The organism is Sphaerotilus natans, from assembly GCF_900156335.1.
GTDB lineage: Bacteria > Pseudomonadota > Gammaproteobacteria > Burkholderiales > Burkholderiaceae_C > Sphaerotilus > Sphaerotilus natans.
Genome location: NZ_FTMZ01000001.1, coordinates 21,334 through 38,336, shown reverse-complemented (window position 1 = coordinate 38,336; position 17,003 = coordinate 21,334). Strand labels below are relative to the sequence as shown.

Here is a 17,003-nt window from a genome sequence, read left to right as displayed (position 1 = left end):
CATCTTTCCCGTCAGCGCGCGTCTGACCCCTGCCAGGAGGCACACCGACAATGGCCACAGCGGCTGCGAATGCATCGAAGAAGGTCAAGGAATTCGTCTTCGAATGGGAGGGCCGCGACCGCAACGGCAAGGCGGTGCGCGGCGAGATGCGCGCCGGCGGCGAGGCGATGGTCAATGCCAGCCTGCGCCGGCAGGGCATCCTGGTCAGCAAGGTCAGGAAGCGCCGCATGTCCGGCGGCAAGGCGATCAAGGGCAAGGACATCGCCATCTTCACCCGCCAGCTCGCGACGATGCTGAAGTCGGGCGTGCCGCTGCTGCAGGCCTTCGACATCGTCGCGCGCGGCAGCCCGAACCCGCGCCTGACGCGCATGCTCACCGATATCCGCAGCGACGTGGAGACCGGCACCAGCCTGTCGGCGGCCTTCCGCCGCCACCCGCTGCAGTTCGACGCGCTCTACTGCAATCTGGTCGAGGCCGGCGAGGCCGCCGGCATCCTGGAGCAGCTCCTCGACCGCCTGGCGACCTACCAGGAAAAGACGATGGCGCTGAAGCAGAAGATCAAGTCGGCGCTGGTCTACCCGGTGGCGGTGCTGGTGGTGGCCTTCATCGTGGTCGCGGTGATCATGATCTTCGTGATCCCGTCGTTCAAGCAGATCTTCTCGTCCTTCGGCGCCGACCTGCCGGCGCCGACGCTGCTCGTCATCGCGATGTCCGAGTTCTTCGTCGAGTACTGGTGGCTGATCTTCGGCAGCATCGGCGCGGGCATCTACTTCTTCATCGAGAGCTGGCGCCGCTCGCCGAAGATGCAGATGGCGATCGACCGGGCGGCGCTGAAGCTGCCGGTCTTCGGCGACCTGATCCACAAGGCCACCGTCGCGCGCTGGACGCGCACCCTCTCGACGATGTTCGCCGCCGGCGTGCCGCTGGTGGAGGCGCTCGACTCGGTCGGCGGCGCCTCGGGCAATGCGGTGTTCACCCAGGCCACCGAGCAGATCCAGCGCGATGTCGCCACCGGCGCGGCGCTGACCTCGTCGATGCAGGCCGCTGGCATCTTCCCGAACATGGTGCTGCAGATGGCCTCGATCGGCGAGGAGTCCGGCTCGCTCGACCAGATGCTCGGCAAGGTCGCCGACTTCTACGAGCAGGAGGTCGACGAGGCGGTCAAGGGCCTGTCCAGCCTGATGGAGCCGATCATCATCGTCGTGCTGGGCTCGATCATCGGCGGCATCGTCGTGGCGATGTACCTGCCGATCTTCAAGCTCGGCCAGGTGGTCTGACACGCGGCCAACACGCGGCCAGCCTGACGAACACACGTCGTCGAACGGTCGTTCGGCGACGGGTTCTCGTACCGAAGCCGGGCCGCTGGATCAGGCGAGTCCTGCAAAATCAAGGACTTGGCTCGGCATCAGGGGCGTCGACCCGATGCCGGGTGCACTGGCACGGCATCTGCAATGGCAAGGGCCTCTCTCACCAATGCAGATGTCGCCATGCTGAAGAAGCTGATGAACTCCCTCGCGACCGGCCTGGTCGCGCTGACCTTCGCCGCCGCCGTGCACGCGCAGACGGCCACCCCGCCCGCCAAGCCGCAGGTCGTGCTGCTGGCCACCGGCGGCACCATCGCCGGCGCCGGCGCCACCGCCGCCAACAGCGCCTCCTACCAGGCGGCGAAGGTGCCGGTCGACAAGCTGATCGCCGGCGTGCCGGAGCTGGCCCAGGTCGCGCAGGTGCGCGGCGAGCAGGTCTTCCAGATCGCCTCGGAAAGCTTCACCAACGAGCACCTGCTGACGCTGGGCAAGCGCGTGGCGGCCCTGGCCAAGCAGCCCGACGTGGATGGCATCGTCATCACGCACGGCACCGACACGCTCGAGGAGACCGCCTACTTCCTGAACCTGACGGTGCGCACCGACAAGCCGGTGGTGGTGGTCGGCTCGATGCGTCCGAGCACCGCGATCTCGGCCGACGGCGCGCTGAACCTGCTCAACGCGGTCACCACCGCGGCGGCGAAGGACAGCCGCGGCAAGGGCGTGCTGGTGGTCATGAACGACGAGATCCACACCGGCCGCGACGTCTCCAAGAGCGTCAACATCAAGACCGAGGCCTTCCGCAGCCCCTGGGGCCCGCTGGGCATGGTCGTCGAGGGCAAGACCTACTGGTTCCGCGCCCCGGTCAAGCGCCACACCACCGGCTCGGAGTTCGACATCGAGCAGATCAGCGCGCTGCCGGCCGTCTCGATCGCCTACGGCGCGGGCAACGCCGACGACACCGCCTACCGCGCCTTCGCGGCCAAGGGTGCCAAGGCCATCATTCACGCCGGAACCGGCAACGGCTCGGTCTCGAACCAGGTGGTTCCGGCGCTGCGCGAGCTGCGTGCCCAGGGCGTGCAGATCATCCGCTCGGCCCGCGTGACCGCCGGCGGCTTCGTGCTGCGCAACGCCGAGCAGCCCGACGACCAGTACGACTGGGTCGTCTCGCATGACCTGAACCCGCAGAAGGCGCGCATCCTGGCGATGGTCGCGCTGGCCCGCGGCGCCGACAGCAAGGCGCTGCAGCGGGTGTTCATGGAGTATTGAGAAGACAGAAGGGGCCGCGCGAAAGTCGCACGGCCCCTTGCGATCTGCCGAAATCGTCTGGTAGGCCCCCCGAGAGTCGAACTCGGCACCAACGGATTATGAGTCCGCTGCTCTAACCAAGCATGAGCTAGAGGCCCGTGGGAGCGCGATTGTAGTGGCTGCGGCAGCGCTTTGCGGTTTCAGGCCGTACGGAGCTCCCGGCCGGCCGCGGGCCGCGTGCATTACTTCTGGCTCAGCGCCTGTCCGACCATGCGCGCGGTGATGTCGACGATCTGGATCATGCGGTCGTAGGCCATGCGGGTCGGGCCGATGACGCCCAGCGTGCCCACCACCTGGCCGTCGACCTCGTAGGGCGCGGAGACCACCGACAGGTCCTCGATCGGCACCACGCCGCTCTCGCCGCCGATGTAGATGCGCACGCCCTCGGCGCGGCTGGAGCCGTCGAGCAGGCGCATGAGCTGCGTCTTCTGCTCGAACAGGTCGAACATCTTGCGCAGCGAGCCCAGGTCGTTGCCGAAGTCGCTGACCTCGAGCAGATTGCGCTCGCCCGAGACGACGACCTGCGCGGCCTCGTCGCTGGCGGCATCGCTGCCGGCCTGCACCGCCGCCTGCATCAGCGTGGCGATCTCGACGCGCAGCCGGTCGACCTCGCCCTGCAGCCGCTCGCGCACCTCGTCGACCGTCAGGCCGGCGTAGTGCGCGTTGAGGTAGTTGGAGGCCTCGAGCAGCTGCGACGGGCTGTAGTCCTGCGCGGTGAACAGCACGCGGTTCTGCACGTCGCCGTCGGCCGCGACCAGGATCAGCAGCACCCGGCGCTCGGCCAGGCGCAGGAATTCGATGTGGCGGAACACGCCGACCTTGCGCGGCGCCGTCACCACGCCGACGAAGTGCGACAGGTTGGACAGCAGATGCGCGGCGCTGGCGATGACACGCTGGGGCTGGTCGGGCTGCAGCGGCGCGATCGCGGAGTCCTCGAAGGAAAGCTGCGCGGGTCGCACCGTCAGCATGGTGTCGACGAAGACGCGGTAGCCGCGTGCGGTCGGGATGCGCCCGGCCGAGGTGTGCGGGCTGGCGATCAGGCCCAGCTCCTCCAGGTCGGCCATGACATTGCGGATCGTCGCGGGCGACAGCTCCAGCCCGGAGGTCTTCGACAAGGTGCGCGACCCCACCGGCTGGCCGTCGGCGATGTAGCGCTCGACCAGCGTCTTCAACAGCAGCTTCGAACGGTCATCCATCATGGTGAAACCGATTGTAGGGTGGAGCCAGGGCGGAGGCGCACCGGGAACGCCGACGTTCATCACGATGGGGGCGAGGCGCGGACCGTCAAAGTGCTGTGGTGTAATTTGTGCCCATGATCAGCCGATTCCGTCATGCCGCGCTCATCGGCAAGTACCAGGCCCGAGGCATGCGGCCGCTGCTCGAGGAAATCGCCCACCTGCTGACCCGGCGCGGCCTGGAGGTCTCGGTCGAGATCGAGACCGCGCACAACACCGGCCTGGCCGGCTATCCGGCGCTCACGCCCGACGAGCTCGGCCAGACCTGCGACATCGCCATCGTCGTGGGCGGCGACGGCACGATGCTGGGCATCGCCCGCACGCTGGCGCGCTACGGCGTGCCGATGGTCGGCGTCAACCAGGGCCGGCTGGGCTTCATCACCGACATCCCGGTCGCGCAGGTGCTGCATGCGCTCAAGGCCATCATCGCCGGCGACTACGAGGAAGAGCACCGCGCGATGCTCGAAGGCGGCGTGCTGCGCGACGGCGAGTCGATCTACGAGGCGGTGGCGATGAACGACGTGGTGCTGCGCAGCGGCACCACCTCGATGGTCGAGCTGCGCGTGGAGGTCGACGACCAGTTCGTCGCCAACTTCCGCGCCGACGGCCTGATCATCTCCTCGCCGACCGGCTCGACCGCCTACGCGCTGTCGGCCGGCGGCCCGATCCTGCACCCGGGCGTGGCCGGCTGGCTGATCGTGCCGATCGCGCCGCACATGCTCTCCAACCGCCCCATCGTCGTGCCCGACAACGGTCGCATCAGCATCGAGATCGTCTCGGCACGCGAACCCTCCGTCAATTTCGACATGCAATCGCTGGCCAGCCTGCTCATCGGCGACCGCATCACCGTGCGGCGCTCCGACCACCGCGTGCGCTTCCTGCATCCGCGCGGGTGGAACTACTACGCGACGCTGCGTCGCAAGCTGCACTGGAACGAGGGCGCACTGCCCGGCGACGGAGGTCAGTGATGCTGCGCCGGCTGTCCCTGAGCAACTTCGTCATCGTCAGCCGTCTCGACGTCGACTTCGGCCCCGGCTTCGCGGTGCTGACCGGAGAGACGGGCGCGGGCAAGTCCATCCTGATCGACGCGCTGCAGATCGTGCTGGGCGGCCGGGGCGACGCCGGTGTGGTCCGCGAGGGCGAGAGCCGCGCCGAGATCGCCGCCGAGTTCGAGCCGGTGCCGCCGGCGCTGGCCGCCTGGCTCGACGAGGCCGGCCTGGCCCCGGCCGACGAGGCCGGCGCGGCGACGCTGCTGCTGCGCCGCACGGTCGACGCGCAGGGCAAGAGCCGCGCGTGGATCAACGGCAGCGCCGCCACCGTCGCGCAGCTGCGCGAGACGGCCGAGCATCTGGTCGACATTCACGGCCAGCACGCCTGGCAGAGCCTGACCCGGCCGGCGGCGGTGCGCCAGTGGCTCGACGACCATGCCGAGGTCGACACCGGCCCGATGCTGCGGGCCTGGCAGCACTGGCGCGAGCAGCTCGCGCGGCTGGAAGCCGCCGAGCGCCTGGGCGCCGAGCGCGAACGCGAGCGCGAGCGCCTGGTCTGGCAGATCGGCGAGGTCGAGCGCCTGGCGCCGGGCGCCGACGAATGGCCCGAGCTCAACGCCGAGCACCAGCGCCTGGCCCATGCGCAGGCCATCCTGGACGCGGTGCAGCTGTCGGTCGACGCGGTCCACGAAGGCGAGGCGGCGGCCAGCAGCCAGGCCGCGCGCGCGCTCGAGGCGCTGGAGACGGTGGCCGGCTACGAGCCGGCGCTGGCCGAGGTCATCGAGGTGCTGGCCGGCGCGCAGGCGCAGCTGGCTGACGCCGCGCGCAGCCTGCAGGCGCTGCTGCGCCGCACCGAGCTCGAACCCGAGCGCCTGGCCGAGCTCGACGCACGCCTGTCGGCCTGGATCGGGCTGGCGCGGCGCTTGCGCTGCCCACCGCCGGATCTGGCCGCGCAGCTGGCGCAGTGGCAGGCCGAGCTGGCCGCGTTGGACGCCGCCACCGATCTCGAGGCGCTGCAGCGCCAGGCCGAAGCCGCGCGCGCGGCCTTCGTCGCGCAGGCGCGCCAGGTCTCGGCGCGCCGGCAGGCGGCCGCGCCCGGTCTGGCCGAGGCGGTGACCGCAGCGATGCAGCAGCTCGGCATGGCCGGCGGCCGCTTCGCGATCGCGCTGGAGCCGCTGGCCGAGCCGCAGGTGCATGGCCTGGAGTCGGTCGAGTTCCTGGTCGCCGGCCACGCCGGCAGCACGCCGCGGCCGCTGGCCAAGGTCGCCTCCGGCGGCGAGCTCTCGCGGCTGGCGCTGGCCATCGCCGTCACCACCGGCCGCAGCCGCCAGGCGCGCGGCCTGGGCGCGGGCACGCTGATCTTCGACGAGATCGACGCCGGCGTCGGCGGCGCGGTCGGCGACACCGTCGGGCGGCTGATGCGCCAGCTCGGACAGGACTGCCAGGTGCTGGCCGTCACCCATCTGGCGCAGGTCGCCGCCTGCGCCGACACCCATCTGGTGGTCAGCAAGGCGGTCGGCGACGACGGCCGCACCCGCAGCGAGATCCATCCGGTCGCCGGTGCGCAGCGCGTCGGCGAGATCGCCAGGATGATCGGCGGCCAGGCCGGCTCGGGCGCCGGACTGGCACACGCCCAGGACATGCTGGCCGCCGCCTCGCTGCCCGCCGCACACGACACCGTTCCCTGACATCACAAGCCCCAGAGCCACAGGCCAGAGACATGACCGCAGCCGCACCCGATCCCGATCCGCACGGCGAGCCCGCCGCCCCCATCGCACCGACCGCCGCCGTCGGCACCTCGCCGCAACCGGTGGTGCTCATCTCGGGCATCTCGGGCTCTGGCAAGTCGGTGGCGATCAATGCGCTGGAGGACGCCGGCTACTTCTGCGTCGACAACCTGCCCCCGGAGCTGCTGCCCGAGCTGATCCGGCTGGAAGGCCGCAACCCGCATCGCCGCCTGGCCATCGCCGCCGACGTGCGCACCGCCAGCTCGCTGCCCAAGCTGCTGCCGATGATCGACACGCTGCGCCGCGAAGGCACGCCGGTGCTGATGATCTTCCTGGACTCGCGCACCGAGACGCTGGTGCGGCGCTTCTCCGAGACGCGCCGGCGCCATCCGCTGTCCACCGAAGACGACGGCCAGGGCGGCCAGTCCCGCTCGGCGCTGGGCGAGGCGATCGAGCGCGAGCGCGAGATGCTCAGCCCCTTGCGCGAGGCCAGCACGGTGATCGACACCAGCGACCTGCGCCCGACGCAGCTGCGCTCGTGGATCCGCCAGCTCGTCGGCGCGGCGCACTCGTCGCTGACGCTGGTGTTCGAGTCCTTCGCGTTCAAGCACGGCGTGCCGCGCGACGCCGACCTGGTCTTCGACCTGCGCGTGCTGCCCAATCCGCACTATGTGCGCGAGCTGCGCGCGCTCAACGGCCGCGATGCCGGCGTCATCGAGTTCCTGCAGGCCCAGCCCGAGGTCGCCGAGATGCTGGCGCAGATCGAGGGCTTCCTGGCCCGCTGGCTGCCGGCCTACGAGCAGGACCAGCGCAGCTATCTGACGGTGGCCATCGGCTGCACCGGCGGACAGCACCGCTCGGTCTACTCGGTCGAGCAGCTCGCGGCGCGCTTTCGCGACCGCATCCCGACGCTGGTGCGCCACCGCGAGATCGAGGCGAAAGAAGCCGCCCAGCACTGACCCCGCAAGAAAGGCCCATCATGAGCAGCGGCGCCCGCCCCGGACACCCCCTCCTCCCGGAGGACACCGATCCGGCGCCGTCAGCGCCGGACCTGTTCGCGGACCTGCGGCCGCAGCTGCCGCTGTTCCCGCTCGACACCGTGCTGTTTCCAGGCGGCCTGCTGCCGCTGCGGGTGTTCGAGGTGCGCTATCTCGACCTGATCGCCGCCTGCCTGCGCAGCGGCACGCCCTTCGGCGTGGTCGCGCTAATCCAGGGCGGCGAGGTGCGCCGCGACGGCGAGACCGTGCGCTTCGAGCCCGAGGGCTGTCTGGCCGAGGTGGTCGACTGCGACAGCGAGCAGACCGGCATCCTGCAGGTGCGCTGCCGCGGCACCCATCGCTTCATGCTGGCCGGCCCGGCGCACCAGGGCACCGACGGCCTGTGGCGCGCCGACGCGGTGCTTCAGGACGAGGACGCACCCGCGCCGGTCCCGCCCGAGCTGCAGCCCTGCGCCACCGCGCTCGGCCGCGCGATCGCGACGCTGGCGCAGCGCGGCCAGCATCCCTTCTTCATGCCGCACCGGCTCGACGACGCCGGCTGGCTGGCCAACCGCTGGAGCGAGATCCTGCCGATCCCGCTGGCGACGCGCCACAAGCTGATGATGCTGCCCGACCCGCTGGCGCGGCTGCGCCTGGTCGACGGCTTCCTGCGCCGTCACGGCATCGTCGGGGGCTGAGTCGGGGGCTGAATCAGCCGGCGCAGCGGCGCGGGCAGCCCGATCGTCTCCAGCGCGTCATGGCGCCACCAGCGTCCGGGCGCCAACTCCGGCAGCGGTGCGGGCGGCAGATCCTGACCCGGCTCGCAGGCCTGCAGCGCACCGCCCAGCTCGATCCGGTGCGGATGCAGCGTCCAGTCCAGATGGGTCAGCACATGCACGAAGGACGGCAGCGCCTGCGCCGTCCCCGCACCGAGCCGGCTGACCGCGGCCTCGAGCGCGGCCGCGTCGTCGAACATCGGCGGCGTCCACAGCCCGGCCCAGATGCCGCTATCGGGCCGCTGCTGCAGCCACACCGCCTGCGGCGTGCGCAGCCACAGGCACCAGCTCTCGCGCCGGCCGCGCTTGAGCTTGCGGGTGCGCACCGGCAAATCCAGCTCCCGGCCCTGCGCGCGGGCCTGGCACGGCACCTGCCACGGGCACAGCAGGCAGTCGGCACGGCGCGGCATGCACAGCGTCGCGCCCAGATCCATCAGGCCCTGGGTGTAGGCGGGCATGTCGGCCGCATCCTCGGGCAGCAGCGCGGTGGCGCGATCCCACAGCGCGCGCTCCTGGGCCGACTGCGCCAGATCGCCCTCGAAGGCCAGCACGCGCGAAAGCACCCGGCGCACATTGCCGTCGAGAATCGCCACCCGCTCGCCGAAGCAGAAGGAGGCGATGGCCGCCGCGGTCGAGCGGCCGATGCCCGGCAGCTCGGCCAGCGCGGCGGCGCTGCGCGGGAAGTCGCCGCCGTGCCGTGACACCACCTGCTGCGCGCAGCGGTGCAGATTGCGCGCGCGGCTGTAGTAGCCCAGCCCGCTCCACAGCGCCAGCACGTCGTCCTGCGGCGCTGCGGCCAGCGCGCGCACATCGGGAAACCGCGCCAGGAAACGTGCGTAGTAATCCAGCACCGTGCTGACCTGGGTCTGCTGCAGCATGATCTCCGACAGCCACACCCGATAGGGATCGCGGGTGTTCTGCCACGGCAGCGCATGGCGGCCGTAGCGGCGCTGCCAGTCCACCAGCAGGGAAGACAGCCGCTCAGGCATCGCCAGTCACCACGGCCGCAGCGGGCACGGCCGCCGGGGCCAGCGGCATCGGCCGCGACAGCGGCGAGAAGTCGCTGGGCAGCGCCAGCTCGTGACGGGTGGCGGCGCGGCGCACCCGGTCGTCGAGCGCCTGCAGCCGCACTTCGGTGGTGGCCAGGCGCTGGTCCTGCGCCGACAGCTCCGCCAGCCGGGTCTCGAGCTGATCGGCCGCCAGGCGGATGCGCTCGAGCGACTCGCGCCGACGCTTGAAGGACTTGCGCCGCTCGCGCAGCTGCGCGTCGATCTGGCCCGACACCGTGCGGCTCCACAGCTCGATCTCGCCGGCCGCGCCCTCGAAGACCGCGCGCAGGCGCGACATCAGCATGCGGCGGAACTGCTCGAGAAAACGCGGCTGCGCCAGCCGCACCGCCTGCGTCAGGCCGAGGTACTGGATGTAGTTGCGCTCGATCAGCGCCAGATCGTCGCGAAAGCGCGCCAGCTCGGGTGCCGGCGGCAGCATCAGGCTGAAGCCGAACTCGGTGTTGAGCCGGTTGCAGGAGGCCGACAGCAGGTCGCGCAGCTCGCCGCCTTGCTGCTGCGCCACCTCGAGCACCTCGCGCAGCGCGGCGAACAGCTGGGTGTAGGAGCGCCGCGCGCCCAGCTTCAGGAAGGAGTCGCGGATCGATCCGATCATCGCGTCGACCTGACGGCGCAGCGCGTCGCCGGCCAGCGGCGCCATCGCGGCCTTGAGCGCGCGGGCATGCACCAGCCGCAGCGCCTGGATCTGGGCGGTGCACTGCTCGAACTCGTTCGTCTCGGCCGTCACCCGCTGCAGCATCAGCCGGACCTTGCCGCTGTTCTTGCCGCGCAGGCCGTCGAGCTCCTGGATCTGATCGGCGAGCTGGCGGCGCAGGTCGAGCAGACCGCGCTGGACCTGCTCGCGGATCGCGTCGAGCGCCTCGAGCGTCATGCGCTCGAGCACCGTGCGGCGCTCGGGCAACAGCTGCTGCGCCAGCGCCTGCTCCAGCGCCGGCAGCCGGCTGTCGGCCAGGGCCTGCGCATCGCCCGAGACCCGGCCGGCCAGCGCCTGGCGCGCCGACAGCGGAAAGACCCGCTCCGGCGCGATCTCCAGCGTGCGCGCCACCTGCTCGCACTGCAGGGCGATCTGCGCCTGGCTGTGCTCGGGCGGCGACAGCGGATCGAGCAGCGCATCGATCTTGTTCAGCACCACATAGCGGGTCAGCGCCTGGGAGGCCAGATGATCACGCCAGATCTCGAGGTCGGAGCGGGTCACGCCGGTGTCCGCCCCCAGCACGAAGACCACCACATGCGCATTGGGCAGCAGCCCGACCGTGAGCTCGGGCTCGGCGCCGATCGCGTTCAGCCCCGGCGTGTCGAGCACCACCAGACCGCGCTTGAGCAGCGGATGCGGCACGTTGATCAGCGCATGGCGCCACAGCGGGATCTCGACCTGGCCGTCAAGCCGCAGCGGCGGGTTGTCGGCCGGCTGCTCGTCGTCCCAGAAGCCGAGCTGGCGGGCCTCGTCGAGGCCGGCCGCGCGCACGCCGCGCACCGCATCGAGCGCCTGCGCCAGCGCGGCCGGATCACCGGCATCGATCGGCACGCGGCGCCAGAGATGCGGCTGCGCCCGCAGCTCGGCCAGCGAGGCGCCTTCCAGCCGGGTCTCGATCGGCAGCAGCGCCAGCCCCGGCGCGTCCTCCGGCTCCCAGCCCAGCTCGACCGGGCACATCGTGGTGCGCCCCGGCGAGGCCGGCATGATGCGCCGGCCGGCATCGGCAAAGAAGATCGCGTTGATCAGCTCGGACTTGCCGCGCGAGAACTCGGCGACGAAGGCCACCACCAGCTTCTCGCCGGCCAGGCGCTGGCGCAGCGAGTCCAGCAGCGCCCCGGCGTTCTCGTCGAGCAGGCCCTGCTCGCCCAGGAAGCGCGCCAGATCGCGCACCCGCTCCTCCAGCGTCGCGCGCCATTGGCCCAGCGCGTCGAGGCTGCGCACGAAAGGCTCATGCACCGCTTCGTGCACCGCTTCGTGCACCGGTTCGTCGGACAAAGGGGAGGCGGTCATGCCGCGGTCATGTTCGCTCATTGCGGTGCGCCTGGACGGACTGGAACAAGGGGGACCGCGCCGGGCGCGGACAGTCAGGCATGGTAGCTCAGGGAATTCGCGGATCCGGTGCCCGGAACGCCAAGGGCGTCACGACGGCCCGACGTCATCACGTCATCACGTCAGTCGCTGGCAGCGCGGACACAGATAGGTCGCGCGCTGGCCCTGCACGATGCGCTGCACCGGCGTGGCGCAGACGCGGCAGGGCTGCCCCTCGCGGCCGTAGACCTGCGCCTGCAGCTGGAAGGCGCCGCCCATGCCGTGCACGTCGCGGAAGTCGCGCAGCGTCGAGCCGCCGGCGGCCAGCGCACGCTGCAGCACGTCGCGGATGGTGCCGACCAGCCGCTCGCAGGCGGCGCGGTCGAGCGTGCCGGCGCTCTGGCGCGGATCGATGCCGGCGGCGAACAGCGCCTCCGAGCAGTAGATGTTGCCCACGCCGACGACGATATCGCCGGCCAGCAGCGCCTGCTTGATCGGCACGCGCCGCCCGCGCAGGCCCTGCTGCAGCACGCTGGCGCTGAAGGCCGGCAGCAGCGGCTCGACGCCGAGCCGCGCCAGCAGCGTGGCCGCCGGCGCCGCGTCGAGCGCACTCGACCACACCACCGCGCCAAAGCGGCGTGGATCGGTCAGGCGCAGCAGGCCGCGGTCGGTCTCCATCTCGAAATGATCATGCGGCCCGGCCGGCGGCAGCGCGGACGCCGCCCCGAAGCGCAGCGAGCCCGACATGCCCAGATGCAGCAGCAGCCCGCCGCAGGCGCCCAGCGGCAGCCACAGGTACTTGCCGCGCCGCTGCATCGTGCCGACCGTCGCGCCGGCCAGCGCCAGCGGATCGGTGCCCAGCGGCCAGCGCAGAGGCTTGCCCAGACGGACCTCGCGCACCCGAGCGCCCTCGAGGCGATCGACCAGACCGAGACGGGTGACTTCGACTTCAGGCAATTCAGGCATGCGCGGAATTATCGAAGCGTCGCCGGGCCGGCAAACGCCGCGGCCTAGAATGGCCCTGAACATGGAGTCCGCCTCGATGCCCCTGCTGCCTGCGCCGCCCCCCGTCCTTCCGCCGACTCCGGCACCCGCCAGCCGCGCGGGCCACCGCCTGCGCTTGTCGGCGGCGGCGCTGCTGCTGGGCACGCTCGGTCTGACCGGACTGACGCCGCAGGCCCTGGCGCAAGACAATGCGGCCCCCGCAGCGGCAAGCGCCGTCGCCGCGCCAGCCCCGGTGCGGTCCGCGATGGACGGCGTGCTCTTCTACCAGCTGCTGGTCAGCGAGCTGGAACTGCGCGACGGCAACGCCCCGCTGGCCTACCAGGTCATGATGGAGGCGGCCCGGCGCAGCCGCGACGAGGCGCTGTTCCGCCGCGCGGTCGACATCGCGCTGGGCGCACGCGCTGGCGAGCAGGCGGCCGCCGCGCTCAAGCAATGGCGCCAGGCCCTGCCGCAGTCGCGCCAGGCGGCCGAGATCGAGACGCAGATGCTGGTCGCGCTGGGTCGACAGACCGAGGCGCGCCGCGCGCTCGAGGCCTTCATCGAGCTGACGTCCGAGCCGGCGCGGCCGGCGGCGATCAGCAGCCTGCCCCGGCTGGTGCTCGGCGGCGAGCAGCCGCAGGCCACCGCGCGCATGCTCGAGGAGACGCTGGCGCCGTGGCGCCAGCGCGCCGCCACCACCGCCAGCGCGCTGAACGCCACCGCCGCCGGCTGGCTGACCGCTGGCGATCGCAGCCGCAGCCTCGAGTTCGTCACGAAGGCGGTGCAGCGCGATCCGGCCGATCCGGCCGCCGCGCTGCTGGCCGTCGAGCTGATGAAGGACCAGCCGCAGGCCGAGGCGCTGGTGCGCGCACATCTGGCTTCGGCCGCACCCGCCGCCAGCGTGCGCGCCGCCTATGTGCGACGCCTGTCGACCGCCCAGCGCTACGGCGAGGCGCTGGCCGAATCGCGTCGCCTGACCGGCGAGACACCCGACGACGCCGGCGCCTGGCTGCTGCAGGGCGCGCTCGAGCTCGAGAGCGGCGAGCCTCGCGCTGCGCGCGAGGCCCTGCTGCGCCATCTGCAGATCACCGAAGCCACCACTGCGGCGGCTCCGGCCGATGCGGTCGAGGACAGCGACGAGGATCTGCCCGACCCGATCACCCAGGCGGCCCAGCGCAACCGCGTCCAAGAGCGTGCCCAGGCCCATCTGATGCTCGCCCAGGCCAGCGAGCAGCTGCGCGACTATGCCGGTGCCCAGGCCTGGCTGGAGCGCCTGGCCGACCAGGACTCGGTCACCGTGCTGACGCGACGCGCCTCGCTGCTGATGCGCCAGGGCCGCATCGCCGAGGCCCGCGCGCTGCTGCAGCGCCTGCCTCAGGGCAGCGCCGAGGAACAGCGCGCCCGGGTGATGACCGAGGCGCAGCTGCTGCGCGACGCACGCCAGTGGCCGGCTGCCTACCAGCTGCTGGCCGAGGCCAGCCAGCGCTTCGCCGATGACACCGAACTGCTCTACGAGCAGGCGCTGCTGGCCGAGAAGCTCGGCCGCCATGAGGAGATGGAGCAGCTGCTGCGCCGCGTCATGGTCCTCAAGCCGGACCAGCAGCACGCCTTCAACGCACTGGGCTACAGCCTGGCCGAGCGCAACCTGCGCCTGACCGAGGCCCGCGAGCTGATCGGCCGGGCCCTGGAGATGGCGCCCGGCGATCCCTACATCACCGACAGCCTCGGCTGGGTCGAATTCCGCCTGGGCCGCCGCGAGGAAGCCGAACGCCTGCTGCGCGAGGCCTACCAGCGCCGCCCCGACACCGAGATCGGCGCGCATCTGGGCGAAGTGCTCTGGGCGCTGGGGCGCCAGGAGGAGGCTCGCCGCATCTGGCGCGAATCGCTGGCCCGCGACGCCGACAACGAGGTGCTGCAGGAAACGCTGCGCCGGCTGAAGGTGCGGCCGTGAGGCGTCGTCATGCCGTGGCGCTGGTGCTGGCTGGCGCCGGACTGCTCGGCGGCTGCGCGACCACGCAGCCGCCCGCGCCCCTGTCTGGCGAGGCCGGTCGAGCGCGGGTCGGTCGGCTCGCCGTCCAGGTGGCGGGCGACAGCGCACGCTCGTTCAGCGCCGCCTTCGAGCTCGAAGGCTCGGCCGCGCAGGGCCAGCTGACGCTGTTCAGCCCGATCGGCCTGCCGCTGGGCCGGGCGCAGTGGCGCCCCGGCGAGGTGCAGCTCGACAGCGGCGCACAGACCCAGCACTTCGACCATCTCGACACGATGATGGAGGCGCTGGTCGGCGAAGCGCTCCCGCTGGCCGCGCTGTTCGACTGGCTCGAAGGCCGCCCCTGGCCGGACGAAGCCAGCCGGCCGCTGGCCGAGGCCGACGGTCCGGGCTTTCGCCAGCTCGGCTGGAAGGTGAGCACCGGCCGGCTGGCCGACGGTCTGCTGGTGGCCGAGCGACGCCTGCCCGAGCCGGCGCTGACCGTGCGGATCCGCCTCGACACGCCGTCCTGAGCGGATCGCTCGGACCCCGTCTGCACTTTCTTCCTTGCCCATCGCGCGCATGTCCCTGTCCGCCCTGTACGACCTGCCGGCCCCGGCCAAGCTCAATCTCTTTCTTCATGTCATCGGTCGACGCGCCGACGGCTATCACCTGCTGCAGTCGGTGTTCCGGCTGATCGACTGGTGCGACACCCTGCATCTGGAGCGGCGCTCCGATGGCGTCGTCAGCCGCGAGGATCTCGGCCCGGCCCTGCCCGAGGACGATCTGTGCACCCGCGCGGCACGTCTGCTGCAGCAGGCCACCGGCACGCGCGAGGGCGTGCACATCGCGATCGACAAGCAGGTGCCCTGGGGCGCCGGCCTGGGCGGCGGCAGCTCCGATGCGGCCACCGTGCTGCTCGGCCTGAACCGGCTGTGGAATCTGGGACTGGACCGCCGCGCGCTGCTGGAGCTGGGCGTCAAACTGGGCGCCGACGTGCCCTTCTTCATCGGCGGGCGCGACGCCTGGGTCGAGGGCATCGGCGAGATCCTGACCCCGATCGCGCTGCCGCCGGCCAGCTATCTGGTGCTCAAACCCCCGGTGGCCATTCCCACCGCCGCGATTTTTTCGAGCCCCCTCTTGCGCAGGGACACGAAACCCGCCACAATAGCAGTCTTTCTCGCAGAGTCCGAGTTCGGGAAAAACGATCTGCAAGCCGGCGCCGAAGCGTACAGCAAGCAAGTAGTTGACGGACTAAAAATTCTGAAGCAGAATTTAGGGCTCAGCAGGATGAGCGGATCAGGAAGCGCAGTATTTGCGCAGTATCCAGAAATCCTGAGAGAATGCAGTGCAAGGCACGGCGAGCTGACAGAGACCATTCTTCGGAGTTTGGCGACACCGAATGAATCCTGGATAGCGAGAACGTGCAGAAGTCTGGAAATTCATCCGATGCAGCATTGGGTGAGAGACTGAAAAGCACAGAGTTTTCGGGCGCGTCGACAGACGAGTCCAGTGTAGGGGAGTCGCCAAGTTGGTCAAGGCATCGGATTTTGATTCCGACATGCGAGGGTTCGAGTCCTTCCTCCCCTGCCAAACCATCCACATCAAGCGCCTGCCGGTCACACGGCGAGGCGCTTGTTTCTTGATGGCCTGAAAAGTCCGCGCCCTGCGGGCAGCACGCACATGCTCTCCGACACCCTTCTCTTCACTGGCAATGCCAACCCGGCCCTGGCCCGCGAGATCGCCGCCGATCTGGGCCTCGAACTCGGCAAGGCCGCCGTCGGCCACTTCTCCGATGGCGAAGTCACCGTCGAGATCCAGCAGAACGTCCGCGCCCGCGACGTCTTCATCGTCCAGCCGACCTGCGCGCCGACCAACGAGCATCTGATGGAGCTGCTGCTGATGGTCGATGCGCTCAAGCGCGCCTCGGCCCGTCGCATCACCGCGGTCATTCCCTACTACGGCTATGCCCGTCAGGATCGCCGCCCGCGCTCGACCCGCGTGCCGATCAGCGCCAAGGTCGTCGCCAACATGCTGGAAGCGGCCGGCGTCAACCGCGTGCTGACGATGGATCTGCACGCCGACCAGATCCAGGGCTTCTTCGACATCCCGGTCGACAACATCTACGCCTCGCCGATGCTGCTGAGCGACCTGAAGGGCAAGGACTACGAGAACCTCGTGGTCGTCTCGCCTGACGTCGGCGGCGTGGTGCGTGCCCGTGCGCTGGCCAAGCAGCTCGGCTGCGACCTGGCCATCATCGACAAGCGCCGCCCGAAGGCGAATGTCTCCGAAGTGATGCACGTCATCGGCGACATCGACAAGCGCAACTGCGTGATCATGGACGACATGATCGACACCGCCGGCACGCTGGTGAAGGCGGCCGAGGTCCTGAAGGACCGCGGCGCCCGCAGCGTCTACGCCTACTGCACGCACCCGATCCTGTCGGGTCCGGCGGTCGAGCGCATCGCCGGCTCCAAGCTGGACGAAGTGGTGATCACCAACACCATTCCGCTGCAAGGCCCGGCGCGCGAGTGCAAGAAGATCCGCCAGCTGTCGGTGGCCTTCCTGTTCGCCGAGACGATCCGCCGCATCTCGGACGGCGCCTCGGTGACCGATCTTTTCGCGGAACAGAACAACAACTTCTGATCCGTCTCACCCGGGGCGACCTGGTCGC

Annotated in this window: 14 protein-coding genes and 2 tRNA genes; 11 read left to right on the top strand and 5 right to left on the bottom strand. The window is 70.9% G+C overall.

Annotated elements, in window-relative coordinates:
* Window positions 1-50: 50 nt before the first annotated feature.
* Both BW996_RS00165 and BW996_RS00160 read left to right on the top strand, forming a co-directional pair.
* Window positions 51-1,277 (top strand): type II secretion system F family protein, encoded by a 1,227-nt coding sequence (locus BW996_RS00165; protein ID WP_037485811.1) that lies wholly within the window; start codon window positions 51-53, stop codon window positions 1,275-1,277.
* Window positions 1,278-1,502: 225 nt separating this feature from the next.
* Window positions 1,503-2,570: a type II asparaginase gene (locus BW996_RS00160; protein ID WP_081838306.1), complete on the top strand. Its 1,068-nt coding sequence runs from the start codon at window positions 1,503-1,505 to the stop codon at window positions 2,568-2,570.
* 58 nt (window positions 2,571-2,628) lie between these two features.
* On the opposite strand, the gene BW996_RS00155 is transcribed toward BW996_RS00160, so the two are convergent.
* Together BW996_RS00155 and hrcA are read right to left on the bottom strand one after the other, a co-directional pair.
* Window positions 2,629-2,707, bottom strand: a tRNA-Ile gene (locus BW996_RS00155).
* Between the two features lie 84 nt (window positions 2,708-2,791).
* Entirely contained in the window at window positions 2,792-3,808 is a 1,017-nt protein-coding gene (hrcA, locus tag BW996_RS00150; RefSeq protein WP_037485812.1) for a heat-inducible transcriptional repressor HrcA, read from the bottom strand.
* A 113-nt stretch (window positions 3,809-3,921) separates the two neighbouring features.
* Between hrcA and BW996_RS00145 the strand changes: the two genes are divergently transcribed.
* Genes BW996_RS00145 through BW996_RS00130 form a run of 4 tightly spaced genes read left to right on the top strand, consistent with a single transcriptional unit; the run spans window position 3,922 to window position 8,235 of the window.
* Window positions 3,922-4,812 carry an NAD kinase gene (locus tag BW996_RS00145; RefSeq protein WP_037485815.1) on the top strand — a complete coding sequence of 297 codons (891 nt, stop codon included), beginning with the start codon at window positions 3,922-3,924 and terminating at the stop codon, window positions 4,810-4,812.
* Window positions 4,812-6,521, top strand: coding sequence for a DNA repair protein RecN (gene recN, locus BW996_RS00140; protein ID WP_175619080.1), 1,710 nt, complete (start codon window positions 4,812-4,814; stop codon window positions 6,519-6,521). Before BW996_RS00145 ends, recN begins: the two co-directional genes overlap by 1 nt.
* A 32-nt stretch (window positions 6,522-6,553) precedes the next feature.
* On the top strand, window positions 6,554-7,519 hold the full coding sequence (rapZ, locus tag BW996_RS00135; protein ID WP_081838303.1) for an RNase adapter RapZ: 966 nt from the start codon (window positions 6,554-6,556) through the stop codon (window positions 7,517-7,519).
* Window positions 7,520-7,539: 20 nt separating this feature from the next.
* Window positions 7,540-8,235: an LON peptidase substrate-binding domain-containing protein gene (locus tag BW996_RS00130; RefSeq protein ID WP_081838304.1), complete on the top strand. Its 696-nt coding sequence runs from the start codon at window positions 7,540-7,542 to the stop codon at window positions 8,233-8,235.
* Here BW996_RS00130 and mutY read toward each other — a convergent pair.
* The 3 genes from mutY to mutM all read right to left on the bottom strand — a co-directional run bounded on the left by mutY (window position 8,214) and on the right by mutM (window position 12,348).
* Window positions 8,214-9,302, bottom strand: coding sequence for an A/G-specific adenine glycosylase (gene mutY, locus BW996_RS00125; RefSeq protein ID WP_037485819.1), 1,089 nt, complete (start codon window positions 9,300-9,302; stop codon window positions 8,214-8,216). The genes BW996_RS00130 and mutY overlap by 22 nt on opposite strands.
* Window positions 9,295-11,364: a dynamin family protein gene (locus BW996_RS00120; protein ID WP_081838307.1), complete on the bottom strand. Its 2,070-nt coding sequence runs from the start codon at window positions 11,362-11,364 to the stop codon at window positions 9,295-9,297. The genes mutY and BW996_RS00120 overlap by 8 nt, the downstream gene beginning before the upstream one ends.
* A 156-nt stretch (window positions 11,365-11,520) precedes the next feature.
* On the bottom strand, window positions 11,521-12,348 hold the full coding sequence (mutM, locus tag BW996_RS00115) for a bifunctional DNA-formamidopyrimidine glycosylase/DNA-(apurinic or apyrimidinic site) lyase (RefSeq protein WP_037485821.1): 828 nt from the start codon (window positions 12,346-12,348) through the stop codon (window positions 11,521-11,523).
* Window positions 12,349-12,424: 76 nt separating this feature from the next.
* Between mutM and BW996_RS00110 the strand changes: the two genes are divergently transcribed.
* The 5 genes from BW996_RS00110 to BW996_RS00090 all read left to right on the top strand — a co-directional run bounded on the left by BW996_RS00110 (window position 12,425) and on the right by BW996_RS00090 (window position 16,975).
* Window positions 12,425-14,317, top strand: a complete 1,893-nt coding sequence (locus BW996_RS00110; protein WP_139330672.1) for a tetratricopeptide repeat protein — start codon at window positions 12,425-12,427, stop codon at window positions 14,315-14,317.
* Window positions 14,314-14,862 (top strand): lipoprotein insertase outer membrane protein LolB, encoded by a 549-nt coding sequence (locus tag BW996_RS00105; protein WP_037485823.1) that lies wholly within the window; start codon window positions 14,314-14,316, stop codon window positions 14,860-14,862. Before BW996_RS00110 ends, BW996_RS00105 begins: the two co-directional genes overlap by 4 nt.
* Before the next feature lie 49 nt (window positions 14,863-14,911).
* Window positions 14,912-15,802 carry a 4-(cytidine 5'-diphospho)-2-C-methyl-D-erythritol kinase gene (ispE, locus tag BW996_RS00100; RefSeq protein ID WP_037485825.1) on the top strand — a complete coding sequence of 297 codons (891 nt, stop codon included), beginning with the start codon at window positions 14,912-14,914 and terminating at the stop codon, window positions 15,800-15,802.
* A 43-nt stretch (window positions 15,803-15,845) separates the two neighbouring features.
* Window positions 15,846-15,922, top strand: a tRNA-Gln gene (locus tag BW996_RS00095).
* Between the two features lie 90 nt (window positions 15,923-16,012).
* Window positions 16,013-16,975, top strand: a complete 963-nt coding sequence (locus tag BW996_RS00090) for a ribose-phosphate pyrophosphokinase (protein ID WP_037485827.1) — start codon at window positions 16,013-16,015, stop codon at window positions 16,973-16,975.
* Window positions 16,976-17,003: the final 28 nt, after the last annotated feature.

Bases quoted from the DNA above. Each gene is read 5' to 3' on its own strand.
- hrcA (WP_037485812.1), bottom strand. From the start codon at position 3,808: ATGATGGATGACCGTTCGAAGCTGCTGTTGAAGACGCTGGTCGAGCGC.
- BW996_RS00090 (WP_037485827.1), top strand. From the start codon at position 16,013: ATGCTCTCCGACACCCTTCTCTTCACTGGCAATGCCAACCCGGCCCTG.
- BW996_RS00130 (WP_081838304.1), top strand. From the start codon at position 7,540: ATGAGCAGCGGCGCCCGCCCCGGACACCCCCTCCTCCCGGAGGACACC.
- BW996_RS00165 (WP_037485811.1), top strand. From the start codon at position 51: ATGGCCACAGCGGCTGCGAATGCATCGAAGAAGGTCAAGGAATTCGTC.
- BW996_RS00110 (WP_139330672.1), top strand. From the start codon at position 12,425: ATGCCCCTGCTGCCTGCGCCGCCCCCCGTCCTTCCGCCGACTCCGGCA.
- mutY (WP_037485819.1), bottom strand. From the start codon at position 9,302: ATGCCTGAGCGGCTGTCTTCCCTGCTGGTGGACTGGCAGCGCCGCTAC.
- BW996_RS00160 (WP_081838306.1), top strand. From the start codon at position 1,503: ATGAACTCCCTCGCGACCGGCCTGGTCGCGCTGACCTTCGCCGCCGCC.
- rapZ (WP_081838303.1), top strand. From the start codon at position 6,554: ATGACCGCAGCCGCACCCGATCCCGATCCGCACGGCGAGCCCGCCGCC.
- mutM (WP_037485821.1), bottom strand. From the start codon at position 12,348: ATGCCTGAATTGCCTGAAGTCGAAGTCACCCGTCTCGGTCTGGTCGAT.
- ispE (WP_037485825.1), top strand. From the start codon at position 14,912: ATGTCCCTGTCCGCCCTGTACGACCTGCCGGCCCCGGCCAAGCTCAAT.
- BW996_RS00120 (WP_081838307.1), bottom strand. From the start codon at position 11,364: ATGACCGCCTCCCCTTTGTCCGACGAACCGGTGCACGAAGCGGTGCAC.
- BW996_RS00145 (WP_037485815.1), top strand. From the start codon at position 3,922: ATGATCAGCCGATTCCGTCATGCCGCGCTCATCGGCAAGTACCAGGCC.
- recN (WP_175619080.1), top strand. From the start codon at position 4,812: ATGCTGCGCCGGCTGTCCCTGAGCAACTTCGTCATCGTCAGCCGTCTC.